We start from the raw sequence: 22,053 nt of genomic DNA, 5'->3' as shown, positions 1-22,053 counted from the left end.
GTGCCGTCAGTTCATCTGGCCCGTTCGTCAGTCCGTGTCGGCGGCGGGCCCGCGCAACACCAGGGCCGCCACGGTGCCGTCCGCCCCGCGCGCGTTGACCAGCGCGGTGCGCACCGGCCGCACCCGGGGGGCGTCGACGATCAGGTCCAGCTCGGTCGCCTCCCGCTCCCCCGCGGTGATCCCGGCCACCGGCGGCACCGCTCCGTTGCGGATCGCCAGCAGCGCGGCCAGCAGGTCCACGGCCGGGGCCGCGCCGAGCAGGTGGCCGGTGACCGGCTTGACGGTGGTGCACGGCACCTGGTCGACCGCGCCCGCCCCGAGCAGGTCCGCCACCGCCCGGACCTCGCCGGCGTCGGCGTAGACGGTGCCCTGCGCGTCCAGGGCGATCAGGTCGAGGTCCTGCGGGGCGACCTCGGCCTCCTTCAGCGCGGTCTGCGCCACGTGGGTCAGCACGTCGGTGCCGGTGCGGCCGAAGACCTGGTCCGAGCCGGCGTGCCCGGCGGCGAACCCGGCGACCTCGGCGAGGATCTCGGCGCCGCGCGCCCTGGCGCCCTCCTCGGACTCCAGGGTGAAGACCACCGCGCCCTCGCCCACCAGGTAGCCGTCCGCCCCGGCGCCGAACGGCCGGTAGTCGCCCGGGGTGAGCCGCCCGCTGGTCTCGCAGAAGGTGTAGGTGTACGGCGTGACCGGCGCCTCGGCGCCGCCGGCCAGCATCGCCTCCGCGCGGCCCTCGGCGATCGCCCGCACCGCGTAGCCGATCGCCACGGCGGCGCTGGCGGTGTCCGCCGCGACGGTCTTGGAGAAGCCCTTGATCCCCCACTTGATGCTGATCTGGCCCTGCGGCGCGGTGGGGAACCAGGCCGAGGCGATGTACGGGCTGACGCCGGTGTAGCCGACCTGGCAGAGCCGGCGCATGCTCTCCTCGGTGATCTCCCAGCCGCCGTACATGTTGCCCAGGTAGACGCCGACCCCCTCGGGGGCCTCGGCCGGGTCCAGGCCGGCGGCGGCCAGCGCGTCCTGCGCGGCGACCAGGGCCAGTTGGCAGAAACGGTCCATCCGCTTGCGCAGCCGCAGCGGGATCGAGGCGACCGCCTCGTCCCCGGCGACGCCCGCGCGGTGCGCGGTGTACGGCTCGGTCGGGAAGCGGTCGATCTCGGCGACCGCCGGGCGGGCCGCGCCGACCAGGTCCCAGAACTGCTCGGTGGTGCGGGCGCCCGGGAGAGCCAGCCCCGCCCCGGTGATGACGACCTTGCGCATCTCGTGTCCTCTCGTTCCGTCGGGTGGCTCAGGCGCGGCCGAGGACGACCGTCGAGTGGATGCCGCCGAAGCCGCTGGAGAGGCTGGCGATGGCGTCCACGGTCGCCTCGCGGGCGGTGTTCGGGATGTAGTCGAGGTCGCAGTGCTCCCCCGGCTCGACGTGGTTGACGGTGGGCGGCAGCCGGTGCTCGTTCAGCGCGAGCACGCAGGCCACGAACTCCAGGGCGTTGGCGGCGGCCAGCGCGTGGCCGACCATCGACTTGATCGAGCTGACCGGCGTCCGGTACGCCTGCTCGCCGAGCACCAGCTTGACGGCGTTGGTCTCGCAGACGTCGTTCTGCGGCGTCGAGGAGCCGTGGGCGTTCACGTAACCGATCCGCTCGGCGGGCAACTTCGCGTCATCCAGAGCGAGTTGGAAGGAGCGCGCGAGGTCGGTGCCGTGCTCGGCCAGGTCGGTCATGTGGAAGGCGTTGGCGCTGCTGCCGAAGCCGAGCACCTCGCCGAGGATCACGGCGCCGCGCTCGCGGGCGTGCTCCCACTCCTCCAGCACCGCGATGCCCGCGCCCTCGGCCAGCACGAAGCCGTCCCGGAACCGGTCGAACGGGCGGGAGGCGTGCTCCGGGTCGTCGTTGCGCACCGACAGTGCGCCGATCACGTCGAAGCAGGCGACCACGAACGGGGTGATCGGGGCCTCGGCGGCGCCGGCCACCATCACGTCGGCGTCGCCGCGCCGGATGGCGTCGAAGGCGAAGCCGACCGCGTCGTTGCCGCCGGTGCAGCCGGTGGTCAGGGTGACCGCCGGGCCGTACAGGCCGAAGGCGTCGGCGACCGCGGCGGTCGGGGTGTTGAAGGTCGCGGACAGGTGCAGCCGGCGGTGCGCGGCGGCCACGTCGATCGGGCCGGTGCCGCCCGCCGTCAGGCCCGGGAAGTGCTCGGTCATGAACTTGGTGCCGCCGATCGCGTTGGCGATCACCACACCGGTGCGGAACGGGTCGACCTCGCCCGGTCCGTCCAGTCCGGCGTCGGCCATCGCCTCGTACGCGGCGGCCAGGGCGATCCGGACCACCCGGTCGTCGCCGTCCGGCTCCTCGGCCGGGCTGCCGGGCAGGACCACCGGCGGCAACTGGCCGGCGATCTGCGAGTTGAATCCCGCGGCATCGAAGGAGCCGATGCGGGAGACGCCGTTGCGGCCCTCCCAGAGGCCTTCGGCGAAGTTCTTCTTTCCGATGCCATTGGGGGCCAGGACCCCCAGGCCCGTGATCGCGACTCGACGCATCGCGCTCTCCTTGTCCCTCTCGGTCGGTGAAGTGGTCGGTGCTCAGTGCTCGTTACGGCCGGTCGGGCTCTTGCGGCCGGTCGGGCCAGGCCTTAAGCCACCAGCAGGTGCTCGTCGCCCACGGTGAGTGCCATCGCGTCGCCCCAGCCGGCGCAGGACGCGGAGACCGCCTTGCGGTCGAACTGCCGTAGCAGGCCGCGCAGTACGGTGCCGGGACCGACCTCGATGCAGGTGTCCACGGCCTCCGCGCGCAAGGTCTCCATCACGCCGACCCACTCCACGGGGGCGGCGATCTGACGGGCCAGCAGGCGACGGTAGGAAGTGAGGTCGGTGACCAACTGGCCGGTCATGCTGCTGATCAGCGGGGTGTGGCCGGCGTGCAGCGGCAGGTCGGCGATCAGCGGGGCCAGCCGGTCCTCCGCCTGCGCCATCAGCGGCGAGTGGAAGGCGCCGTGCACCTCCAACGGGATCACCGCCTTGGCGCCCCGCTCCAGCAGCTCCCCGGACAGCAGCCGGACGGCCTCGCTCTCCCCGGAGACCACCGACTGGCGCGGGCTGTTGGCATTGGCGACCACCACCGTGCCGGACACCTCGGCGGCGGCCGCCCGTACCGTCGCCGGGTCCATCCCCAGCACGGCGGCCATCGCCCCCGGCGTCGCCACACAGCAATCCGCCATCTCGGCCGCCCGGTTGGCGACCACCACCAACGCGTCGTCCAGGTCGAGCCAGCCGCCCGCCACCAGCGCCGAGTACTCCCCCAGGCTGTGCCCGGCCACCACGGCCGGGGCCAGCCCGAGCAGGTCCAACTCGGCCGTCAGCGCGCACGACAGAGCCAGCACGGACAACTGGGTCGGCACCGTTTCGGTCAGCCGCTCGGCCGGACCGACCAGCACCGCCTCCTCGATGTCCTGCCCCACCATCGCCCCGGCCCGGCGCAGCACTTGTCCGAAGAAGGGCGACCGCTCGTACAGGTCGGCCCCCATGCCCACGTGCTGGCTGCCCTGCCCGGGGAAGAGGAACGCGTACCGGTGCCCCATGAGCTGCCACCCTCTCTGTGCATCACCATTCTTGAATGTCAGCATGACTGATGGTTTCTTAGACTGTCAATCAGCTCATCCGACCATCAGTTCCCCTTGCCTGACCCTCGCCCAGCCCTCAACGAGCCCCCGAACACACGCGAAAGGCCCGGTCCGGACATTCGTCCGAACCGGGCCTTTTCGTTGATCCCGCAGGTCAGCACTCACACCCCCGGGCCTTCACGGGGACGGCGATCCGGCCGTCCGCGGGCGTTCGCCCTGGCCGAACACCGTGAGCGTGACGGTGAAGACCCCCAGGCGACCCTCGACCCCACCACCACGCCCTACCCGTCCCAGAGCAGCAGTCGCTCGTCGACAACGCCAACCCGCTCGCCAAGGACCGGCTGGACGACCTGGTGTCCTCCCTGCCCTTCGGCCGGCTGTTCGCCGAGCTGTGGGGCTCGAAGAACGTCTGGTACTTCGCCGAGGAGGTGTTCCTCAAGGCCGGGGGGAAGGGCGCCCGCAGCGCCTGGCACCAGGACACCGCCTACCTGCCGTGGGCCGGCGAGCACTGGGGCAACGCGTGGATCACGTTCCAGCCGCTCACCAAGCAGTACTCGCTGGAGGTCGTCCGCGGCTCCCATCAGGGCGCCCAGTACGACGGCACCACCTTCGCGAACCCCGACGACCCCACCGAGCCCCTCTACGGCGACGGCAGCCTGCCCCGCCTGCCGGACGTGGAGGCCGAGCGCGCGCTCGACCCCGCCGCCTACGACGTGGCCTCGTGGGCGACCGAGCCCGGCGATGTCGTCGTGATCCACCCCCGCTCGCTGCACAGCGGCCCCGCCGTCGACGCCGGCTGCCCGGACCGTCACACGCTGGTCCTGCGCTTCTTCGGCGACGACGCGGTGTTCCGTGCCCTTCCGGACGTGGAGGGGCACCCCTTCGCCCGCAACGGCGTCCTCTTCGTCGAGGAGATGGCGAAGTTGAACGAGGGTGAGCCGTTCCGCTCGCCCGTCTTCCGCAAGCTCGTCTGAACGGATCCCACCATGAGTTCCCACGACATGAAGCGTCAACTGATCAACCCGTCCCCCACCCAGGCGATCTACGACGCGCTGCACTTCTCGCAGGCGACCCGCGTCGGCGACACGATCTGGGTGTCGGGTCAGGTCGGGATCGACACCGCCACCCTGGCGCCCGCCGAAGGAGTGGAGGCCCAGACCCGGCTCGCGTTCGAAGGCCTGAAGTCCGCCCTCCGGGGTGCGTGGGCAAGCCTGGCCGACGTCGTCGACCTGTCGACCTTCCACACCGACCTCCGCGGGGACATGGAGGCGTTCAGCCGGGTCAAGGACGAGTACCTGACCGAGCTGCACCCGTCGTGGACCGCGGTCGGAGTCACCCAGCTGGCGCTTCCCGAGCTGGTGGTCGAGATCCGCGCCGTCGCGGTGGCCGGCAGCGGCGACGGCTGACAGCGGCGAGTTCGCGACGACGCCGCTCGGGGCGTCGTCACGGACTTACCGGGACGGCCGTAGCGCGGACGCTCGACGGGGCCGGAGGCCACGGGCGAAGTCCGCGCCCTCGGCCTGAACCGCCGTGCGGCAGGGACACGGTGCGCTGAGGGCCGGCGGTGCCGAGGACGCGCGGAACAGGCCGGCCCGACGTCCGTGCGGAGGCGCCGGGGCGGGGAGTCCGGCCGGATCGACGGCCTCCCCGCCCCACGAACGCGCAGGTCAGCGCTCGCGCCCACGCGCCTTCAGCGGGAGCGCGGGAAGCTCCGGAGCGGCCAGGCGGGCACCGGCGTAGCCGTGGACCTCGCCGAAGCGGGTGCCGGTCATCCAGTCGGTGCGGGCCCGGGCGATGTCCTCGGTGGAGCGGCCGATGAAGTTCCACCACATGACGATCCGTTCCTCGAAGGGCTCGCCCCCGAGGAGCAGCACCGAGGCGTCGGAGCGGGCGAGGAGGGGGAGTTCGGCGCGGCCGCAGCCGAGGTAGAGCATCGAGCCGGGTTCGACCGGAACGCCGTCGACGTCGATGCGGCCCGCCATGGCGAGGACGGCGTACTCGAACTCGGGAACCAGCGGGAGCCTGAGGTCCGCGCCCTCGGTGAGGGCCAGGTCGGCGCCGACCAGCGGGCTGTAGGTGGTGCCGGGCGAGGTGGCGGTGTCCAGGGTGCCGAGGATGACGGTCGCGCGCAGGCCCGGGGCGGCGACCACGGGCAGGTCGGGGTGGTGCTCGAAGGCGGGGGCGGCGTGCCGGTGCGCGTCCGGCAGGGCGACCCAGAGCTGGGCGCCGTGCAGGTAGCGGGCGTGCGGGCGCGGGGACTCCTCGGAGTGGGAGATCGCCCGGCCCGAGGTCATCAGGCCCAGTTCGTACGGCCGGACGGTCTGCAGGCTGCCCAGGCTGTCGCGGTGCAGCACCTCGCCCTGGTGCAGCCAGCTGACCGTCTGCAGGCCCATGTGCGGGTGCGGCGGGACCTGCATGCCCGGCTGGTCGGCGATGTCGTCGGGGCCGTAGTGGTCCACGAAGCACCAGGCGCCGACCATCCGGCGGCCCAGGTTGGGCAGCAGCCGGCGCACCACCGTGCTCTCGCCGAGCGGGACTTGACGGCCCGCCAGAAGATCCTTCACCGGGCCGCGGCTGGCCTCGCGGCCGCAGCTGGTCCGGGCGGGCCTGAGGTCGAGGTTGCTCATCGCGGTTCCACCACCGTACGAGGAGGGCCGGGCGGAGAGGGGTGCGTCGTCACCGATCATCCATCACGGTGCGCCGCTCCTCCACCCGCGCCCGGCCATCCGGCGGTGCCACGGTCAGCGGTGTCGCAAAGTAGCGGGACCTCAGTGCTCGCAGGCCCACCAGGCGTCCGCGCTCGCCTTGGCGGCCAGCTCGCGCAGGTTGCGGACGGCCTCGGCCGGGTCCTCGGCCCCGTACACCGCCGAACCGGCCACGAACACGTCGGCGCCGGCCTCGGCGCAGCGCTCGATGGTGGCGGCCGAGACGCCGCCGTCGACCTGCAGCCACAGCTCCAGGTCGTGCTTGGCGATCAGCTCCCGGGTCCGGCGGATCTTCGGCAGCATGATGTCCAGGAAGGCCTGGCCGCCGAAGCCGGGCTCGACCGTCATGATCAGCAGCATGTCGAGCTCGGGCAGCAGGTCCTCGTACGGCTCGATCGGGGTGCCCGGCTTGAGCGCCATCGAGGCGCGGGCGCCCTTGGCACGGATCTCCCGGGCCAGCCGGACGGGCGCGGCGGCGGCCTCGACGTGGAAGGTGATCGAGCCGGCGCCGGCCTCCACGAACTGCGGGGCCCAGCGGTCCGGGTCCTCGATCATCAGGTGGCAGTCGAGCGGGATGTCGGTGGCCCGGGCGAGCGACTCGACCACCGGGACGCCCAGCGTCAGGTTGGGCACGAAGTGGTTGTCCATGACGTCCACGTGCAGCCAGTCGGAGCCCCGGACGGCCTCGGCCTCGTCGGCGAGCCGAGCGAAGTCGGCGGAGAGGATGCTGGGGCTGATCTGGGGCATGGCCGACTACCTTCGTGCGAGGGGCTTGCGAGGGCGGGGCGCCCGGACCACGGGCACCTCGTCCCATCATCTCGCGCCGCACTGCCCGCGACCGCACCCCGCGGCCCCCGCGTGACCGGCATCACAGGCCGCCCGTGGTTACCGGGACCACCACCGTGGCCATCAGCACCTGAGCGACCCCCAGTGCGCCCCGTGCCCACCGGGCCGTCCCCGTCCAGCCGGCAAGCTCCCCCGAGGAAGGCCTCCCGATGTCCGATCCCGTCCACCCCGCCCGCACGCTGTGGTGGCTCTTCGAGCCGGTGTACGCCGTCACCTTCCTCCAGCCCGAGAGCCGGGCGGCCTTCGAGGCGGCCGGGCTGGACGGCGGCTGGCGCGGCTACTTCGCCGGCCGCTCGGCCCCACTGGGCGCGGTGGACGCACCGCCGGTGATCGCCGCCTTCTTCAGCTTCGCCCCGGCGACGGTGGAGCGGGCACTGCCCGAGGCGTGGACGCACGCGAGCCCCGAGCAGGCCCTGACCGCCCGGACCGAGGGCTCGGCGGCGGCGCTGGCCCGACTGCTGGCGCCGGTGGAGCCCGAGCAGGTCGAGTCCGCGGCGACCGCGCTGGAGGAGGCGGTGGCCCGACTGGACTGCGCCGGCCGGGTGCTGGCCGCCGCCAACGCCGCGCTCCCCCGACCGGCGGACGTGTACGGGCGGCTGTGGCAGGCCGCCACCGTGCTGCGCGAGCACCGCGGCGACGGCCACGTCGCCGCGCTGGTCGCCGCCGGGCTGGACGGCTGCGAGGCACCCGTGCTCCATTGCGCGCTGGACGCCAGCCGCGAGGTGCTCCAGCCGCTGCGCGGATGGACGGACGAGGAGTGGGCGGCCGCCGCGGCGCGGCTGGTCGAGCGGGGCTGGCTGACGGCGGAGGGGGCGGTCACCGAGCTCGGCCGGGTCCGGCACCGGTCCGTCGAGGCCGCCACCGACCTGGCCGCCGGCCGGGTGTGGGAGGGCCTGCCGCACGACGAACTCGACCGCCTGACCGCCGCCTTGAAGCCGATCGCGGCGCTCTGTCGCGAGCAGATGCCGATCAACCCGCTCGCGATGCCGCCGGTGCACCGGTAGCCGGCCGGATGTGGGGGGCCGAGAACGGCCCCCGTCCCGTGTGACCGCCATCACACGCCCCACGGGGTTACCGGGCCCGCCACCGTGGTCATCAGCACTTGAGCGGCCCGCGCGCCCGCCCGAGCGGCACCGGCACCGCGCCGCCCGGGCGTCCGCCGGACCGTCCCGACCAGTCGAGCTCCCCGCGCCCGCCCGGGGCTCTGTCCGAGGAAGGCTCCCGATGGCCGATCTCGTCCACCCCGCCCGCGCGCTCTGGTGGCTCTTCGAGCCGGTGCACGCCGTCACCTACTTCCAGCCCGAGGGTCAGGAGACTTTCGAGGGGGCCGGGCTGCGCGGCTTCTGGCGCGGCTACTTCGCCGGCCGCTCGGCCCCACTGGGCGCGGTGGACGCTCCGCCGGTGATCGCCGCGTTCTTCAACTTCGCCCCGGCGATGGTGGAGCGGGCGCTGCCCGCGGTGTGGAAGTTGGCGAGCCCGGAGGAGACGCTGGCCGCCCGGCTGAAGGGCTCGGGGGCGGCGCTGGCCCGGCTGCTGGAGCACGTGGACCGGGAACAGGTCGAACGGGCGGTCGAGACGCTGGAGCAGGCCGTGGCCCGGCTGGACTGCGCCGGCCGGGTGCTGGCCGCCGCCAACGCCGCGCTCCCCCGGCCGACCGGGCTGTACGAGCGGCTCTGGCAGGCCGCCACCGTGATGCGCGAGCACCGCGGCGACGGCCATGTGGCCGCGCTGGTGGCGTCCGGGCTGGACGGCTGCGAGGCGCTGGTGATCCGCTGTGCGATGGACATGCGGCGCGAGCAGCTCCAGCCGGTGCGCGGCTGGACGGACGCCGAGTGGGAGGCGGCCGCCGAGCGCCTGGTCGAGCGCGGCTGGCTGACCGCGGCCGGCACGGTGACCGAGCTCGGCCGGATCCGCCACCAGGCCCTGGAGGCGGCCACCGACCTGGCCGCCGCCCGGGTCTGGGAGGCCTACCCCCGCGCCGAACTGGACGAGCTGGCCGCCGCGTTGAAGCCGGTCTCGGCGCTCTGTCGGAGCAGTCTGCCGTTCTACCCGGTCGGGCTGCCGGACAACACCTGACGCTCCCCCGCACCGGGCGGGCCGAGCACGATCCCCCGCCCGGCGTAGAACAGCCCGAACGAGCGCCACGGCACCCGCGCGAAGGCCTGCGACTCCTCCGGGAAGCCGGAGGGGTTGTGGATCAGCAGCGCGGTGTCCGTGGCGCCCACCGCCAGCACCAGGTGGCCGCCCCGCCGAACCGGCTCCGGCCCGTGCGGCTCCCGGATCGTCGGGTGCACCGAGAGCATCACCAGCCGCCCGTCAGCCACCTCGGCCGCCACCTCCCCGGGCATCAACTCCCGTGCGTACGCGACCAGTCCCCAGCGCCGCCGGACGTAGTCGGCGAACGGCGCGTGGACCAGCCCGCGCAGGCTCTCGCCGTCCTTCACGTACGCGCCCGCCGCCACGCACTCGGCGGCCAGCGCCATCGCCGTCGGGGTCACCCCCCACCAGTGCTCCAGCGCCATCCGCAGGCAGGCCACCCCGCAGAGCCGCCAGGACCACCAGGCGTACTCCTCCGGGCTGGCCGCCCCGGACTGCCCCCACCGCGGGTCCCGCGCCGCGTCCAGCTGCCCGTCCACGATCTCCCGCACCAGCTCCGCGGACTCCCACTGCGCCCGGTACGGCACCTCGTGCACCACCCGCGCCGACCGCGCGGCGCCGCCCTGATCGACCATCCCCCGACGCTCTCACGCCCGGGTGGTCGGACGACTCACGACACTCCTTGCGTAGCCGTTCAGTACCCGTACTCAGGCGTCCGGTCGACCGGTCCTCCTCACGTGATCACGCCGCGGACGAGGAACGGGGAGGCGACGGTGAAGAAGATCGCGCCGGGAGCGGCGGCCTCGGTGGCGGCGGGCGCGCTGGTGGTGACCGGGCCGTGGATCCACCGGGCGATCACCATGGGGCCGGACCCGCCCGACAGCTCGCCGACCGCCGGTGGCCACACCTACGCGCCCGCCACCCCGTCCCCGGCTGCCGCCTCGCCGGACCGCTTCCCGCCACCGCTCGACTTCCCCGCCCCGCCGGTCCCGCCGGAGCGGTAGGCCAGGCGCTGGGCGGCGTGCCGGCCGCGGTCCTCCACCGGCAGCGCGCCGGTGGCGCCGGCCAGGCCGAACGGCGGCATGTCGAAGTAGATCGACTCGTAGCCGCCCTCGGGGGCGATGTACGTCTCGTGCCAGAGCCCGACGTGCCCGCGCAGCTTCCCCTCGCGCACCTTGCGGTTGGCGATGCCCCACACGGTGTGGTGGAAGCCGTCCGGCGCGCTCGCGTAGCCGTACAGCTTCTCCTTCGACTCCCAGTACTGGACGACGTAGTAGGTGCGCGGCGAGGCGGTGAGCAGGATCCGGCCGCGCAGCCCGCGCTCGGGGCTGCGGCGCAGCTCGCGCAGCATCCGGAGCATCGCGAACATCACCGGGCCCCAGTGGTGCACGGCCCAGAAGCGGTTGATCCGCATGCCGATCAGCAGCACCACGGTGTCGCCGGTGGCGCCGGCGGTGGTGTAGCCGGGCAGCGGCTTGGCGAACACCGAGCGGACGAACGTGGTTCCCCTGGACATCCCGACCTCCCGCACCCGGCCCCGCACCTCATGTAATCGGCGATTACATCAAGGCCCGGAAAGCCGGTCAAGGCTCACCGCAGCCACAATTGCGTTACTGCGCGGGCCTGTTGGCGATCCCCTGGCGGAAGGTGTCCAGCACCTGGACGGCCAGCTCCTCCGCCTTCTCGGCCGGCAGGTAGCCGTCCACGATCATCTGTGCCAGCCCGTACACCAGCGCCTGCCCGGACAGCAGCACCAGCTCCGGATCACCGGGCCCCAGCCGTCCCGCCTGCTGGTCCGCCACGATCAGCCCGGCGAACGCCCGGTCCATCCCGTCCAGCTGCTCCCGCAGTTCCGGGTCCCGGGTGGCCGTGAACACCCGCGAGCGCACCAGCTCGAACCGCCGCGGATGACGCAGCGCGTACCGGACGAACCCCAGCCCGAGCGCCCGCATCGCCGACCCGCCGGCCGCCTCCGCGGCCGCCACCTGCGCCTCCTGCCAGTGCTCGAAGTCCGCCAGCACCCGGTCCGCCAGCGCGGTCAGCAGGGCCCGCCGGTCGGCGAAGTGCCGGAACGGCGCGCCCGCCGACACCCCCGCCCGGCGAGCCACCTCCCGCACGCTCACCTTCTCCTGGCCCTGCTCGTCCAGCACCTCGAACGCCGCCGTCACCAGCGCCTCCGGCAACGCCCCGTGGTGGTACGCCTCCCGCTCGCTCATGGCTGCCTTGGTACCACAGTCCGGGCCGTCGACGGACGGGCGAACGGCTGTTCACCGGGGCCCGACCCCCGGACCCGGGTCCGGGGGTCGGCGCCGAAGACCCGGGCCTACCAGGCGTAGTCCTCCGGGGCGGGCCGGTGCCCGGGGAAGAGGTCGTCGAGGTGGTCGAGGGTCTTCTGGTCGAGCTTCAGGTCGAGGGCCGCGAGGGCGGCGTCGAGGTGGGCCGGGGTACGGGGGCCGATGATGGGGGCGGTGACGGCCAGGCGGGAGAGCAGCCAGGCGAGGGCGAGGTCGGCGGGGTCGGTGCCGAGTTCGTCGGCGAAGTCCTCGTAGGCCTGGAGGCGGTCGCGGTGCTTCTCGAGGAGCTCGCTCGCGTAGCCCAGCGCGCTGCGGCCGCGGGTGCCCTCGCGCTCCTTGCGGAGGACGCCGCCGAGCAGGCCGCTGCGCAGCGGGGACCAGGGGATCAGTCCGAGGCCGTAGTGCTGGAGGGCGGGGATGACCTCGAGTTCGACGGTGCGGTCGAGCAGGTTGTAGAGCGACTGTTCGCTGACCAGACCGAGGAAGTGCCGGGAGCGGGCGGCCTCCTGGGCCTGGGCGATGTGCCAGCCGGCGAAGTTGCTGGAACCGACGTAGATGATCTTGCCCTGGGCGACCAGGACCTCCATCGCCTGCCAGATCTCCTCCCAGGGCGTGTCCCGGTCGATGTGGTGCATCTGGTAGAGGTCGATGTGGTCGGTCTGCAGCCTGCGCAGGCTGGCCTCGACGGCCTTGCGGATGGCGAGCGCGGAGAGCCGGCCCTCGTTGGGCCAGTCGCTCATCTCGGCGTAGGCCTTGGTGGCGAGCACGGTGCGCTCGCGACGCCCGCCGCCCGCGGCGAACCAGCGGCCGATGATCTCCTCGGTGCGGCCCTTGAGGTTGCCCTCGCTGTCGCGGCCGTAGGCGTTGGCGGTGTCGAAGAAGTTGATGCCGCGCTCGTGGGCGGTGTCCATGAGGCGGTGGGCCTCGGCTTCCTCGGTGTGGGGGCCGAAGTTCATGGTGCCGAGGCAGAGGCGGGAGACGGTCAGGCCGGTGCGGCCGAGGTGGGTGTACTCCATGGCGCCCCACCCAAGACCACACCGGCACGAGTGTCCAGCACATTTCAGGACCCGGCGGGTCACCGTCCGTGTGTGGCGAACTTCCGTACGGCCAGCGGCCCGCAGAGCGCGAGCAGCACCGCGCTCCAGAGCAACGAGGCGAGCACCGGGTGCTGCATCGGCCAGGCGCCGCCGGGCGCGGACGGGTTGGCGAAGAGTTCGCGGCAGGCCTGGACGACGGAGCTGATCGGGTTCCAGTCCGCGACCACCCGCAACCAGCCGGGCATCCCGCCGGTGGGCACGTAGGCGTTGGTGATCATCGCCAACGGGAAGACGACGACGGAGAGCTGGCCGGCTGCCTCCTCCTTGCCGACGGCCAGGCCGAGCAGCGTGCCGACCCAGGTCATCACGAACCGGAAGAGCAGCAGCAGCGCGAACGCCCCCAGCGCGTCGGCCGTCCCGTGCCGGGCGCGCCACCCGGCGGCCAGCCCGACCAGCGCGAGCAGCGCCAGCACGACCACGCTGACCAGCAGGTCGGCGAGGGTCTGCCCGAGCAGCAGGCCGGTGCGGGAGACCGGCATCGAGCGCAGCCGGTCGGTCACCCCGCGCCCGACGTCGCGGGCGGCGCCGACCATCGTGGGCATGATGCCGTTGGTGGCGACCATGGCGAACAGTCCGGGCATCAGGAACTCCCGGTAGTCCCCGCCGCCCGGCACCTGCATGGCGCTGCCGAAGACGTACCCGAAGACCACCACCATGACCACGGGCACGCCCAGCGAGGCGGCCAACAGGCCCGGCGAGTGGCGGTAGTTGAGCAGGACGCGGAGCATCGACGTCCAGGTGTCTGAGGCCAGTCGGCCGCCGAGCGAGGGACGCGAGGCGGCCGGCCCCGAAGCGAACGGTACGGCGGCCATCAGGCGGCCCTCCCCAGGTCGGCGGAACCGGACTCCCGGGACTCCCCGGACTCCCCGGATTCCCGGCGCTCGCCGGGTTCCCGGGACTTCCCGGTCAGTGCGAGGAACACGTCGTCCAGCGAGGGCGCCCGCACCGCGACGTCCTCGGCGACCACCCCGACCGCGTCCAACTCCCGCACCAGCGTGGGCAACAGGACGGTGGCGCCGGGCCGGGTCAGGACCGTGACCACCCGCTCGGCCACGTCCACCCGCGCGTCGCCCCCGGAGAGCGAGGACAACACCACGGCGGCGGCGCCGAGTTGGCCGGGGTCGGCCAGGGTGACGGAGACCTGGCTGCCGATCGCCGCCTTGAGCCCGGCCGGCGGGCCGGTGGCGATCGCGGCGCCGTGGTCGACGACCACGATGTCGTCGGCCAGCCGGTCGGCCTCCTCCAGGTACTGGGTGGTGAGCAGCACGGTGGTGCCGCCGTCGGCCAACTCCTTGACGGTGTCCCAGATCCCCTGCCGGCTGCGCGGGTCGAGCCCGGTGGTGGGCTCGTCCAGGAAGAGCACCGGCGGGCTGGTGACCAGGCTGGCGATCAGGTCGAGGCGCCGGCGCATGCCGCCGGAGTAGGTGCGGACCAGCCGGTCGCCGGCCTCGGCGAGGCCGAAACGGGTCAGCAGTTCGTCGGCGCGCGCCCTGGCCCGCCGCGCCCCGAGGCGGTGCAGCCGGCCGAAGAGGCGGAGGTTGTCCCGGCCGGTGACGCCCTCGTCCAGCGCGGCGTGCTGCCCGGCGAGGCCGATGGCCCGGCGGACCTCCTCGGCGGAGCGGACGGCGTCGTGCCCGGCGACCCGGACGGTGCCCCGGTCGGGGGCGACCAGGGTGGCGAGGACGCGCACGGCGGTGGTCTTGCCGGCACCGTTGGGCCCGAGGAGGCCGCAGACGGTGCCGGCCGGGACGGTGAGGTCGAGGCCGCGCAGGGCCTCGGTGGAGCCGAAGCGTTTCTCCACGCCCGCCATCTCGATGGCGGGTCGGGTGGTGTGGGACATGACTCTGCCCTTCTCTAGGTACAGCGTACGTAGAAGCGCGCGCGGACGCAATCGTACTACGTACGCCGTACGTATCTAAGATGGGGGAGCGAGGTGATCTTCCAGTGCCGTCCAGCAGCACCCCCAGCAGTCCCGAAGGGCCCACCGGCTCCGACAGCCCCAAGAGCCCCGGCAGTCCCGGCAGTCCCGGCAGTCCGGAGCAGCCGGGCAAGCCCGTACCCCCCGAGGCCCCCGAACTGATCTGGCTGCGCCCCGAGCGCACCGGCCGCGGCCCCCGCCCGGCCCACAGCCGCGAGTCGATCGCCGCGGCCGCCATCGGGATCGCCGACACCGAGGGCCTGGACGCCGTCTCGATGCGCCGGGTCGCGGCCGCGCTCGGCGCGGGCACCATGTCGCTCTACAACTACGTGCCGAAGAAGGAGCACCTGCTCGACCTGATGCTCGACGCCGTCACCGGCGAGTACCGGCTGCCGCCCGAGCCGAGCGGCGACGTGCGGGCCGACCTGGCCCGCCTGGCGCACGAGCAGCTCGCCATCTTCCGCCGCCACCCCTGGCTGCCCGCCCTGGTGCTGGCCCGCCCGAGCATCGGCCCCAACGCCCTGCGCTACACCGACCACTTCCTGGCCGTCACCGCCCCCACCGGCCTGGCGGGCGGCGCGCGGATGGAGGCGATGGCACTGTTCAACGGGTTCATCTGCCAGTTCGCCCAGTACGAGCAGACAGCGGCCGCGGGCGCCAAGTGGCAGACCGAGATGGTCGGTTACCTCACCCAGGCGGCGATGAGCGGCGCATACCCGCACCTCGCCCAGGCGTTCGCCACCGCGGGACCGCCGGCCGACCCGGACCAGGCCTTCGACCGCACCCTGGACCGGGTCATCCACGCCATCCTGGCGCCCGCAATGGACAGTTAGGCTCCCAGCACCGCCCGCGTCAGCACCCCGGTCGCCTTCCCGTCCACCAGCACCACCACGCCCGGGTGCCCGCCCGTCAGCGCGGCCCGCGCCTCGGCGGCCGGCTGCCCGACCCCGACCGTCGGCAGGGCCGGCCCGAGCAGCGGGCGCACCGGGTCGTCGCCCTTGGCGTCGCCGTTCGCGAGCGCCACCTCCAGCACCTCCCGGGACACCGAGCCGAGCACCTCCGCTTCGGCCACCCCGTACGGCCGCGCCGCCCTCGGCAGTACGGCCGGGGCGACCCCGCCGGGCGCGGTCCGCAGCGCCTCCAGCGCCTCGCCGACGGTCGCGTCCGCGCCGACCGTCACCAGCGGGCCGGCCGCCGCCAGCGCGGCGCGCAGCTCCGCCTCCCCCGGCTCCTCCAGGAAGCCCCAGCGCCGCATCCACCCGTCGCTGTGCACCTTGGACAGGTAGGAGCGCCCCGAGTCCGGCAGCAGCACCACGACCAGGTCCTCCGGCCCCAGCCCGCGCGCCACCCGCAGGGCCGCCGCCACCGCCGTACCGGACGACGGACCGGCCAGGATGCCCTCCTCGCGGGCGAGCCGACGGGCCGTCAGCAGCGACTCGCGGTCCGGGATCCGCTCGAAGGAGTCGATCACCTCCGAGCGGTAGGCCTGCGGCCAGCGGTCCTCGACCGTCTCGGGGTGCAGGAAGTGCCCGATGCTCTCGACGAACCACGGGCTGCCGTCCCCGCCTCCGTACGAGGAGGACTCCGGGTCCGCGCCGATGACGGTCACCGCGCCGCCGGACACCTGCTTGAGGTGGCCGCCGGTGCCGGTGACGGTGCCGCCGGTGCCGACGCCCGCCACGAAGTGGGTCACCCGGCCGCCGGTCTGCTCCCAGATCTCGGGACCGGTGGTGCGGACATGGGCGTCCGGATTGGCCAGGTTGTCGTACTGGTTGGCGAGCCAGGCACCGGGGATCTCCTCGGTGAGCCGCCGGACCACGTTGAACAGGTGCCGGGGATCCTCCTGCGGCACCGAGGTCGTCGCGAGCACCACCTCGGCGCCGTACGCCCGCAGGATGTCCGACTTCTCGGGCGCCGACTTGTCCGACACCCCGGCGATCACCCGGTACCCGCGCTGACGGCCCACGATGGCCAGCCCGATGCCGGTGTTGCCGGAGGTCGCCTCGATGATCGTCCCACCGGGCTTCAGCAGACCCTCCCGCTCGGCGGCCAGGATCATCGACAGTGCGGCGCGGTCCTTGACGCTGCCGCCGATGTTGAGGAACTCGGCCTTGGCATAGATCGGCGCGGCGATCCCGGCACCCAGCCGGGCGAGGCGGAACAGCGGCGTCCCGCCGATCGCGTCGAGGACGGATTCGTGCACTGCGGTCATCATGCGCTCCTTCATCCGGTGCAACGTGTGCATACGTGTCCGAGCGAGCCTGCCCACACCCGCGCCCCGCTAGCCGTCCCGACGCGCACCTCCCCCGCCGGGGGGAGACGGCCCCGCCCCGGGCAGGACGCCAACCGGAGTCGGGTCGACCAGGCTTGGGGCATCGAACCCCGAGGAGCGGACATGACCCGACGCCGACTGCACACCGCCACCCTGGCCGGCAGCCTCGCCCTGCCCTACATCGCCCTGAAGTCCTACTGGGCGGCGGGCGGCCGCGCCGGGGTGGCCGACGGCTTCGAAGTGGCCGACGAGTTCCGGCGCAACGGCGCGCCCGCCGCCCTGATCTGGCTGGAGCACCACGGCGTCGACTTCACCGCCGTGCTGGCCCTGATCGGCCTGGCCCTCGCCGCCGTCCTGGCCCACCGCCCGCCGCGGCGGCGCCTGCTCCGGCGCCCGCTGCTCGTCGCCGCCTGGGCGGGCACCCTGCTGATCCCGTACGGCCTGCTCACCGCCCTGTTGGGCGCGCTCGGCAGTGACGACGGCAACCACCCGCTCACCGGTTGGGTGGTCCCGGCCGGGGCGGCGGCCTTCGTCGGCATCGGCACGGCCCTGGCGGCGGCGGCCTGGCCGCACCGCCCGCGCCCGACCGCCGCCCGCAACGCCGCCAACGCCACCACCCGTTAGAGTCCCGGGCCGGGCCCGTCCGTCACACCCGCCCCATCTGCCCCGGGCCGGCGAGTACGCCCGCTGCACCGGCGTCCGGCGGATCACCGGCAGTTGGTGCCCTCCCCCGACGCACGGCCCTACCGGGGCGCGGCGGGCGAGGTGCAGCGGGCGGAGGAGTGCCGGGTGGCGTCCTTCTGCGTACGGGAGCAGGCCGCCGCCGCGCTGAAGGCCGTCCGCGCGACCCACCCGTACGAGGAGACGCGCTCGGTCTCCGGGTGGCGCTTGGAGCGCGGCAGGCTGTGGAACCGCACCCAGACGTCCCGCTCCCCCGGGTCGATCTCGTGCCCGACGGGCGGACTGCCCGGCCACCGACGCTCCCAGAGCGCCGTCAGCGCCTCGCCGTCCATATCGCCCCCTCCTCTCGACCGACCGTCACAGCTCCGGAGCCTGCTCAGCGGACGTCGACGGTGACCTGACGACTGGTCTGATCGGACCCGCTGGAGAGGTGTCCACCGAACCGGTCGCGGCCCCCGGCGTGCACGGTGATGGTGGTCTGGCCGGGATTCCGGGCGCGGAAGGTGAAGTAGTAGTGACCGCCCGAGCCTTGGTTGCCGATCAGGACGAAGCTCGCCAGGTCCTCGATGCCGATGTTGTCGACGTACTCGTCTCCGGACGGCTGCACGATGGCCGGGTCGGGGCCGGGGTAGGCCACGGTCCACGTATCGCGTTCCCCCTCGTATCCGAACACCTCGATCGAGAACAGCTCGCCGGGCTTGACGGTGAGCTGCCCCGAGGACGCGGTGAACACCGTGCCGTGGTCGAGTTTGCCGGTGGTCGTCCGGTGGACGGCCACCGCGCCGACGATGCCCGCGACGGCCAGCACCGCGGCCAGCGCCAGGAGGATCCGGCGCTTGGCCGAGCGGCGGCCGCTCCGCGGCTGTGGGGTCTTCAACTCGGGCCTCACTTGGGCATTCGAACGCTTGAAACGGCGGGGAACCTGTCGTCGGACGCGCCCTGCATCTGGCTGTTGACGAAGTCGCTCTCGCTGACCCAGGTCGTGCCGCCCCACGGGTTGTAGAGCTCCAGCAGGTCACCGCGGTGCGCGATGATCACCATCTGATGGCTCTCGGGCTTGTACCAGTGGCCGCTGTCCACGGAGATCGGTACGGGTTTGCCCTCGTCGATCTTCTGCTCGATCTCGGCCAGCGCGTTCTGGCGCTGGTCCCGGCTGTCGAGGTCCACGTTGCGGTAGTCCGCGCCGGTGTGACTGGCGATTTCGCTGTTGGCAACGTCCTTGGATTCGAAGTCGAACATGCCGTCCGTGTACTTGTGCCACCAACCGCGCTTGTCGTGGACGCGGTCCGTCTCCTTCAGCCAGCGGTCGTACGCGGCCTTGCCGTTGTCGTACGTCGGGTCGCCGGGGTGGCCGCCGGTGGTGAGCTGGAAGGCGAACAGCGGGTCGACCATCGCCCGGGCGGTCACCGTCGAAGCGGGCACGCAGGTCCCGTGATCGCCCTGGTCCCATTTGACGCCCTGGTAGCCCGTGAGCGCCGTATCGGGGGAGGCCGCGTCGAGCTGCACCGGGGAGATCCGCTCGGCGAGCCAGCCGGGGTTGTCGCCGTGCTCGTGGATCTGGTCGTCGAAGGCCTTGATCTCGTCATAGCCGTGCCCGGCCGCCAGCGCCTTCATCAAGTAGGCGCGCTCCTCCGGGGACTTGGTCCCGGCCAGCAGCTGGTCGAAGCGGGCCCGGTCGGCGTCGCTCATCTGGTCCATGAACTGGGCGGCCCGAGCGACGTTGGCCTCGGTCAGGATGGTGCCGTCCCCCGCGTTGCCGCCGACGGACGCGTCGACCAGGACCAGCTTGTCCTCCGCGCCCAGGCCCTTGTTCTTGAACGTGCCCGCCAGCGCCTTGTTGGCCAGCGCGTTCAGCTCACGGCTGGCGGCGCGACCCGCGTTCTCGGCCTTCACCGCGGCGTCGTAGATCGACTTGATGCCGTCCTTCGCCTTGGCGTGGGCGCTGTGCATCGTGTCGTCGTCCCAGTTGATCGGGTCCGGCGCCCCACTGACGGTGATGTCGTGCAGCAGCTTCAGCGCCTCGCCCAGCGGCGCGGCGCCCTGCCCGTGCAGGGTCTGCGCCTCGCTCAGCGCGGTGGCCAGCGCCTTGAGGTGCAGTCGGCCCTTCTCCAGCGCGTCGCGGCAGCGCGTCAGATCGTCGGCGGAGGCCTTGACCACCTCGGCGGCCTTCTCGCCGACCTGCCCGGTCCAGGCGTCCGGCAGGTGCTGGGAGCCGACCTGCGCCACCTTGAACTGAATCTGGTCCAGCTGGCCGACCGCCGTGTTGTACGCGGCGGCGAGGTCGCCGATCTTGCCGGAGTCCCCCTTGGGGGCGGACAGTTGCAAGGCGTCGTGCACGGCGTACTTCAAGTCGCCCGCGCCCCACATGCCATGGGACTCGTCGATGGTCTTCTTCAGCCGCTCCACCTGCTGCCGCTGGCTGCCCGGCGTCTCACCGAGGGGGTGCGAGTCGTGGTCGGCCACCGTCATGCCCCCTGGTGCCGGTGCGTCAACCCCGCGCCCCCGGCCGTCTCCCGGCGGGCACCGAACCCCGTTCCGGCACCGTCGTCGCGCATGTTCCTCCCCCGATGTTCCGCCGTACGGTCCGAAGACCGCCGGACAGCATAGTGCGGGCCCGGAGGACCGGAGGCCCGGGGCGCCCCGGGCCGGCACCGGGGCGCCGGGGCGTCCCGGGCCGTCACATCCGTCCCATTCGCCCCAGCCCGGTCAAATCACTCGTCGCGGCCGCGCCGACCCCGTACCGTGGTCCGGTCAGTGATCTTGGCCAGGGAAGGGTGGACACGCACCATGCGGCAGTATCAGGGGTGGGCTGACGAGCACTACGGCGCCGTCGCGGACGCCTTCGCCGCCAACTTCGAGGAGTTCCCCGAGCTCGGCGCCGCGGTCACGGTGTACGTCGGCGGCCGCAAGGTGGTCGAGCTGTGGGGCGGCACCGCCGACGAGCGCACCGGCCGGGCCTGGACGCGGGACACCCTGGTGCCGGTGTTCTCCTGCGCCAAGGGTGCGGTCGCCATCAGCGCCCTGCTCCTCGCCCAGCGGGGCCGGCTCGACCTGGACGCCCCGATCGCCCGCTACTGGCCCGAGTTCGCGCGCCACGGCAAGCGGGACATCACCACCCGGATGATCCTCGGCCACCGGGCCGGCCTCCCGGCGCTGGACACGGTGCTCTCCTTCGAGGAGATCGCCGCCTGGGAGCCCGTGGTCCGCGCGATCGAGGAGCAGGAGCCGCTCTGGGAGCCGGGGACGACCTACGAGTACCACGGCCATGTGCTCGGCTTCGCGGTCGGCGAGGTGATCCGCCGGATCACCGGCCTGACCCCGGGCGCGTTCCTGCGCAAGGAACTCGCCGAGCCGCTCGGCCTGCCGCTCTGGATCGGCCTGCCGGAGAGCGAACTCCCGCACGTGGCACGGCTGGTGGAGGCCGAGGGCCGCCGCCCGATGCCCGGACCGGAGCACCTGCTCACCCGGATCGTGACCATGAACGGCGCCCTGGTCTTCCCCGGCCTGGACGTGCCGCACGGCTGGAACGACCCGGCCCTGCACGCGATCGAGCTGCCCGGCGCGGGCGCCGTCGGCTCCGCCACCGGCCTGGCCGGCCTGTACGCGGCAGCGGTCACCGGCCTGGACGGCGGCGAGCGGCTGCTCTCGTCCGACACGGTGACCGACGCGGTGCGCGAACTCTCCGCCGGCCAGGGTTTCCTGGGCTTCGACATGGGCGCCCGCTGGGGCTCCGGTGTGCTGCTCGACTCCCCCGCCTTCCGCCGGCTGCTCGGCGCGCGCAGTTTCGGCAACGACGGCGCCGGCGGCCAGTTCGCCTTCGGGGACGACGAGTTCGGCGTCGGCTTCGCGTACGTCGCCAACCGGATGATCGGCCACGGTGACGCCCGTGCCAACCGGCTGATCGAGGCGGTGCGCGGGTGCCTGGGGTGACGCCCGAAGTACCCTCCGGCGCACCGGACTTCCTGGCCCGGCTGATCGGACTCGCCACCACCGGCGCCCTGGACGAGCTGCGCTACGACGCCTCGCTGCCCGAACTCGCTGCCCACTACGGCGATCCTTGGGACGGCGGCCGCGTCCACCGCGAGGGCCGCTGGCCGCACGCCTTCGGCTGGGGCGATGTGCAGACGGTGTTCTGCCGCTGCCGACGGCTCCGGTCGCTGTCCCTGCCGATCTGGCACGGCGAGCTCGAACTCCCGCAACCGGCGGGCGGATCGCTGACGCTCGACACCCACGTCGGTGAGTCCGCGCTGACCGCCGCACTGACCGCCGCCGGCTGTTCCTGGCAGACGGTGACCTACGAGAACGTGCCCGGCCAGCGGACCCTGGAGCTCGCTCCGGCCGCGGAGGTCCGGGTGGCCCTGGTCCTGACCGACCGGGTGGGCTACGACGAACCGCCCCTGGCGGACTGGCTGTTGCACAAGGCCCTGCTCTGGGGCTACGACCACCCCGACTGCCCCGAGCCGGACCGCACCCGGCCCGACGACGGCTGGGGCGCGGCCGAACGCTGAAGCGGCGACGGACCGTTCCGACC

The 22,053-nt window shown here is 73.4% G+C and carries 24 protein-coding genes; 8 read left to right on the top strand and 16 right to left on the bottom strand.

The window, feature by feature from the left end; genetic code table 11:
* Nucleotides 1–27 precede the first annotated feature (27 nt).
* The 3 genes from ACFVWU_RS35510 to ACFVWU_RS35500 form a co-directional block, all read right to left on the bottom strand.
* A complete protein-coding gene (locus ACFVWU_RS35510; RefSeq protein WP_387628578.1) occupies nucleotides 28–1,257 on the bottom strand; it encodes a beta-ketoacyl-[acyl-carrier-protein] synthase family protein in 1,230 nt (409 codons plus the stop codon).
* A gap of 28 nt (nucleotides 1,258–1,285) precedes the next feature.
* On the bottom strand, nucleotides 1,286–2,533 hold the full coding sequence (locus ACFVWU_RS35505; protein ID WP_387628576.1) for a beta-ketoacyl-[acyl-carrier-protein] synthase family protein: 1,248 nt from the start codon (nucleotides 2,531–2,533) through the stop codon (nucleotides 1,286–1,288).
* Nucleotides 2,534–2,625: 92 nt separating this feature from the next.
* Nucleotides 2,626–3,570 carry an ACP S-malonyltransferase gene (locus tag ACFVWU_RS35500; RefSeq protein ID WP_387628574.1) on the bottom strand — a complete coding sequence of 315 codons (945 nt, stop codon included), beginning with the start codon at nucleotides 3,568–3,570 and terminating at the stop codon, nucleotides 2,626–2,628.
* Nucleotides 3,571–3,965: 395 nt separating this feature from the next.
* On the opposite strand from ACFVWU_RS35500, the gene ACFVWU_RS35495 reads away from it, so the two are divergent.
* Complete coding sequence (locus ACFVWU_RS35495) at nucleotides 3,966–4,586, top strand: phytanoyl-CoA dioxygenase family protein (protein WP_387628571.1); 621 nt, start codon at nucleotides 3,966–3,968, stop codon at nucleotides 4,584–4,586.
* Between the two features lie 12 nt (nucleotides 4,587–4,598).
* Nucleotides 4,599–5,018 (top strand): RidA family protein, encoded by a 420-nt coding sequence (locus ACFVWU_RS35490; protein ID WP_387628568.1) that lies wholly within the window; start codon nucleotides 4,599–4,601, stop codon nucleotides 5,016–5,018.
* 261 nt (nucleotides 5,019–5,279) lie between these two features.
* Here ACFVWU_RS35490 and ACFVWU_RS35485 read toward each other — a convergent pair whose 3' ends face one another.
* Together ACFVWU_RS35485 and rpe are read right to left on the bottom strand one after the other, a co-directional pair.
* Complete coding sequence (locus tag ACFVWU_RS35485; protein ID WP_387628566.1) at nucleotides 5,280–6,239, bottom strand: pirin family protein; 960 nt, start codon at nucleotides 6,237–6,239, stop codon at nucleotides 5,280–5,282.
* A gap of 141 nt (nucleotides 6,240–6,380) precedes the next feature.
* Nucleotides 6,381–7,064 carry a ribulose-phosphate 3-epimerase gene (rpe, locus tag ACFVWU_RS35480; protein ID WP_387628564.1) on the bottom strand — a complete coding sequence of 228 codons (684 nt, stop codon included), beginning with the start codon at nucleotides 7,062–7,064 and terminating at the stop codon, nucleotides 6,381–6,383.
* A gap of 248 nt (nucleotides 7,065–7,312) precedes the next feature.
* Here rpe and ACFVWU_RS35475 point away from each other — a divergent pair, with 248 nt between their 5' ends.
* Together ACFVWU_RS35475 and ACFVWU_RS35470 are read left to right on the top strand one after the other, a co-directional pair.
* Nucleotides 7,313–8,167 (top strand): hypothetical protein, encoded by an 855-nt coding sequence (locus ACFVWU_RS35475; protein WP_387628563.1) that lies wholly within the window; start codon nucleotides 7,313–7,315, stop codon nucleotides 8,165–8,167.
* A 220-nt stretch (nucleotides 8,168–8,387) separates the two neighbouring features.
* On the top strand, nucleotides 8,388–9,239 hold the full coding sequence (locus ACFVWU_RS35470) for a hypothetical protein (protein WP_387628560.1): 852 nt from the start codon (nucleotides 8,388–8,390) through the stop codon (nucleotides 9,237–9,239).
* On the opposite strand, the gene ACFVWU_RS35465 is transcribed toward ACFVWU_RS35470, so the two are convergent.
* From ACFVWU_RS35465 to ACFVWU_RS35435, 7 genes are all read right to left on the bottom strand, one after another.
* Nucleotides 9,209–9,895, bottom strand: a complete 687-nt coding sequence (locus ACFVWU_RS35465; RefSeq protein ID WP_387628558.1) for a C39 family peptidase — start codon at nucleotides 9,893–9,895, stop codon at nucleotides 9,209–9,211. The two genes, ACFVWU_RS35470 and ACFVWU_RS35465, sit on opposite strands and share 31 nt — an antisense overlap.
* Before the next feature lie 98 nt (nucleotides 9,896–9,993).
* Nucleotides 9,994–10,122, bottom strand: coding sequence for a hypothetical protein (locus tag ACFVWU_RS35460; protein ID WP_387628557.1), 129 nt, complete (start codon nucleotides 10,120–10,122; stop codon nucleotides 9,994–9,996).
* A gap of 45 nt (nucleotides 10,123–10,167) precedes the next feature.
* Nucleotides 10,168–10,746, bottom strand: a complete 579-nt coding sequence (locus ACFVWU_RS35455) for a DUF4188 domain-containing protein (protein WP_387628597.1) — start codon at nucleotides 10,744–10,746, stop codon at nucleotides 10,168–10,170.
* 124 nt (nucleotides 10,747–10,870) lie between these two features.
* Nucleotides 10,871–11,476, bottom strand: coding sequence for a TetR/AcrR family transcriptional regulator (locus ACFVWU_RS35450; RefSeq protein WP_387628554.1), 606 nt, complete (start codon nucleotides 11,474–11,476; stop codon nucleotides 10,871–10,873).
* 107 nt (nucleotides 11,477–11,583) lie between these two features.
* Complete coding sequence (locus tag ACFVWU_RS35445) at nucleotides 11,584–12,570, bottom strand: aldo/keto reductase (protein ID WP_387628553.1); 987 nt, start codon at nucleotides 12,568–12,570, stop codon at nucleotides 11,584–11,586.
* A gap of 59 nt (nucleotides 12,571–12,629) precedes the next feature.
* Nucleotides 12,630–13,463 carry an ABC transporter permease gene (locus ACFVWU_RS35440; protein ID WP_387628552.1) on the bottom strand — a complete coding sequence of 278 codons (834 nt, stop codon included), beginning with the start codon at nucleotides 13,461–13,463 and terminating at the stop codon, nucleotides 12,630–12,632.
* A complete protein-coding gene (locus ACFVWU_RS35435) occupies nucleotides 13,463–14,491 on the bottom strand; it encodes an ATP-binding cassette domain-containing protein (protein ID WP_387628551.1) in 1,029 nt (342 codons plus the stop codon). Before ACFVWU_RS35435 ends, ACFVWU_RS35440 begins: the two co-directional genes overlap by 1 nt.
* Nucleotides 14,492–14,595: 104 nt before the next feature.
* Between ACFVWU_RS35435 and ACFVWU_RS35430 the strand changes: the two genes are divergently transcribed.
* Entirely contained in the window at nucleotides 14,596–15,402 is an 807-nt protein-coding gene (locus ACFVWU_RS35430) for a TetR/AcrR family transcriptional regulator (RefSeq protein ID WP_387628550.1), read from the top strand.
* On the opposite strand, the gene ACFVWU_RS35425 is transcribed toward ACFVWU_RS35430, so the two are convergent.
* On the bottom strand, nucleotides 15,399–16,781 hold the full coding sequence (locus ACFVWU_RS35425) for a pyridoxal-phosphate dependent enzyme (protein WP_387628548.1): 1,383 nt from the start codon (nucleotides 16,779–16,781) through the stop codon (nucleotides 15,399–15,401). The genes ACFVWU_RS35430 and ACFVWU_RS35425 overlap by 4 nt on opposite strands.
* A gap of 183 nt (nucleotides 16,782–16,964) precedes the next feature.
* On the opposite strand from ACFVWU_RS35425, the gene ACFVWU_RS35420 reads away from it, so the two are divergent.
* Nucleotides 16,965–17,465 carry a hypothetical protein gene (locus ACFVWU_RS35420; RefSeq protein ID WP_387628546.1) on the top strand — a complete coding sequence of 167 codons (501 nt, stop codon included), beginning with the start codon at nucleotides 16,965–16,967 and terminating at the stop codon, nucleotides 17,463–17,465.
* Between the two features lie 119 nt (nucleotides 17,466–17,584).
* On the opposite strand, the gene ACFVWU_RS35415 is transcribed toward ACFVWU_RS35420, so the two are convergent.
* From ACFVWU_RS35415 to ACFVWU_RS35405, 3 genes are read right to left on the bottom strand one after another with little or no spacing between them, the layout of a single operon-like run.
* Nucleotides 17,585–17,854 carry a hypothetical protein gene (locus ACFVWU_RS35415; RefSeq protein ID WP_387628545.1) on the bottom strand — a complete coding sequence of 90 codons (270 nt, stop codon included), beginning with the start codon at nucleotides 17,852–17,854 and terminating at the stop codon, nucleotides 17,585–17,587.
* 44 nt (nucleotides 17,855–17,898) lie between these two features.
* Entirely contained in the window at nucleotides 17,899–18,399 is a 501-nt protein-coding gene (locus ACFVWU_RS35410; RefSeq protein WP_387628542.1) for a protease inhibitor I42 family protein, read from the bottom strand.
* An 8-nt stretch (nucleotides 18,400–18,407) separates the two neighbouring features.
* Nucleotides 18,408–19,991 carry a hypothetical protein gene (locus tag ACFVWU_RS35405; protein WP_387628540.1) on the bottom strand — a complete coding sequence of 528 codons (1,584 nt, stop codon included), beginning with the start codon at nucleotides 19,989–19,991 and terminating at the stop codon, nucleotides 18,408–18,410.
* A 318-nt stretch (nucleotides 19,992–20,309) separates the two neighbouring features.
* Here ACFVWU_RS35405 and ACFVWU_RS35400 point away from each other — a divergent pair, with 318 nt between their 5' ends.
* Nucleotides 20,310–21,452: a serine hydrolase domain-containing protein gene (locus tag ACFVWU_RS35400; protein ID WP_387628537.1), complete on the top strand. Its 1,143-nt coding sequence runs from the start codon at nucleotides 20,310–20,312 to the stop codon at nucleotides 21,450–21,452.
* Nucleotides 21,449–22,030 (top strand): hypothetical protein, encoded by a 582-nt coding sequence (locus ACFVWU_RS35395; protein ID WP_387628534.1) that lies wholly within the window; start codon nucleotides 21,449–21,451, stop codon nucleotides 22,028–22,030. The genes ACFVWU_RS35400 and ACFVWU_RS35395 overlap by 4 nt, the downstream gene beginning before the upstream one ends.
* Nucleotides 22,031–22,053: the final 23 nt, after the last annotated feature.

The organism is Kitasatospora sp. NPDC058190, from assembly GCF_042883685.1.
Lineage (GTDB): Bacteria > Actinomycetota > Actinomycetes > Streptomycetales > Streptomycetaceae > Kitasatospora.
This window is presented reverse-complemented; position numbering and strand designations above follow the sequence as displayed.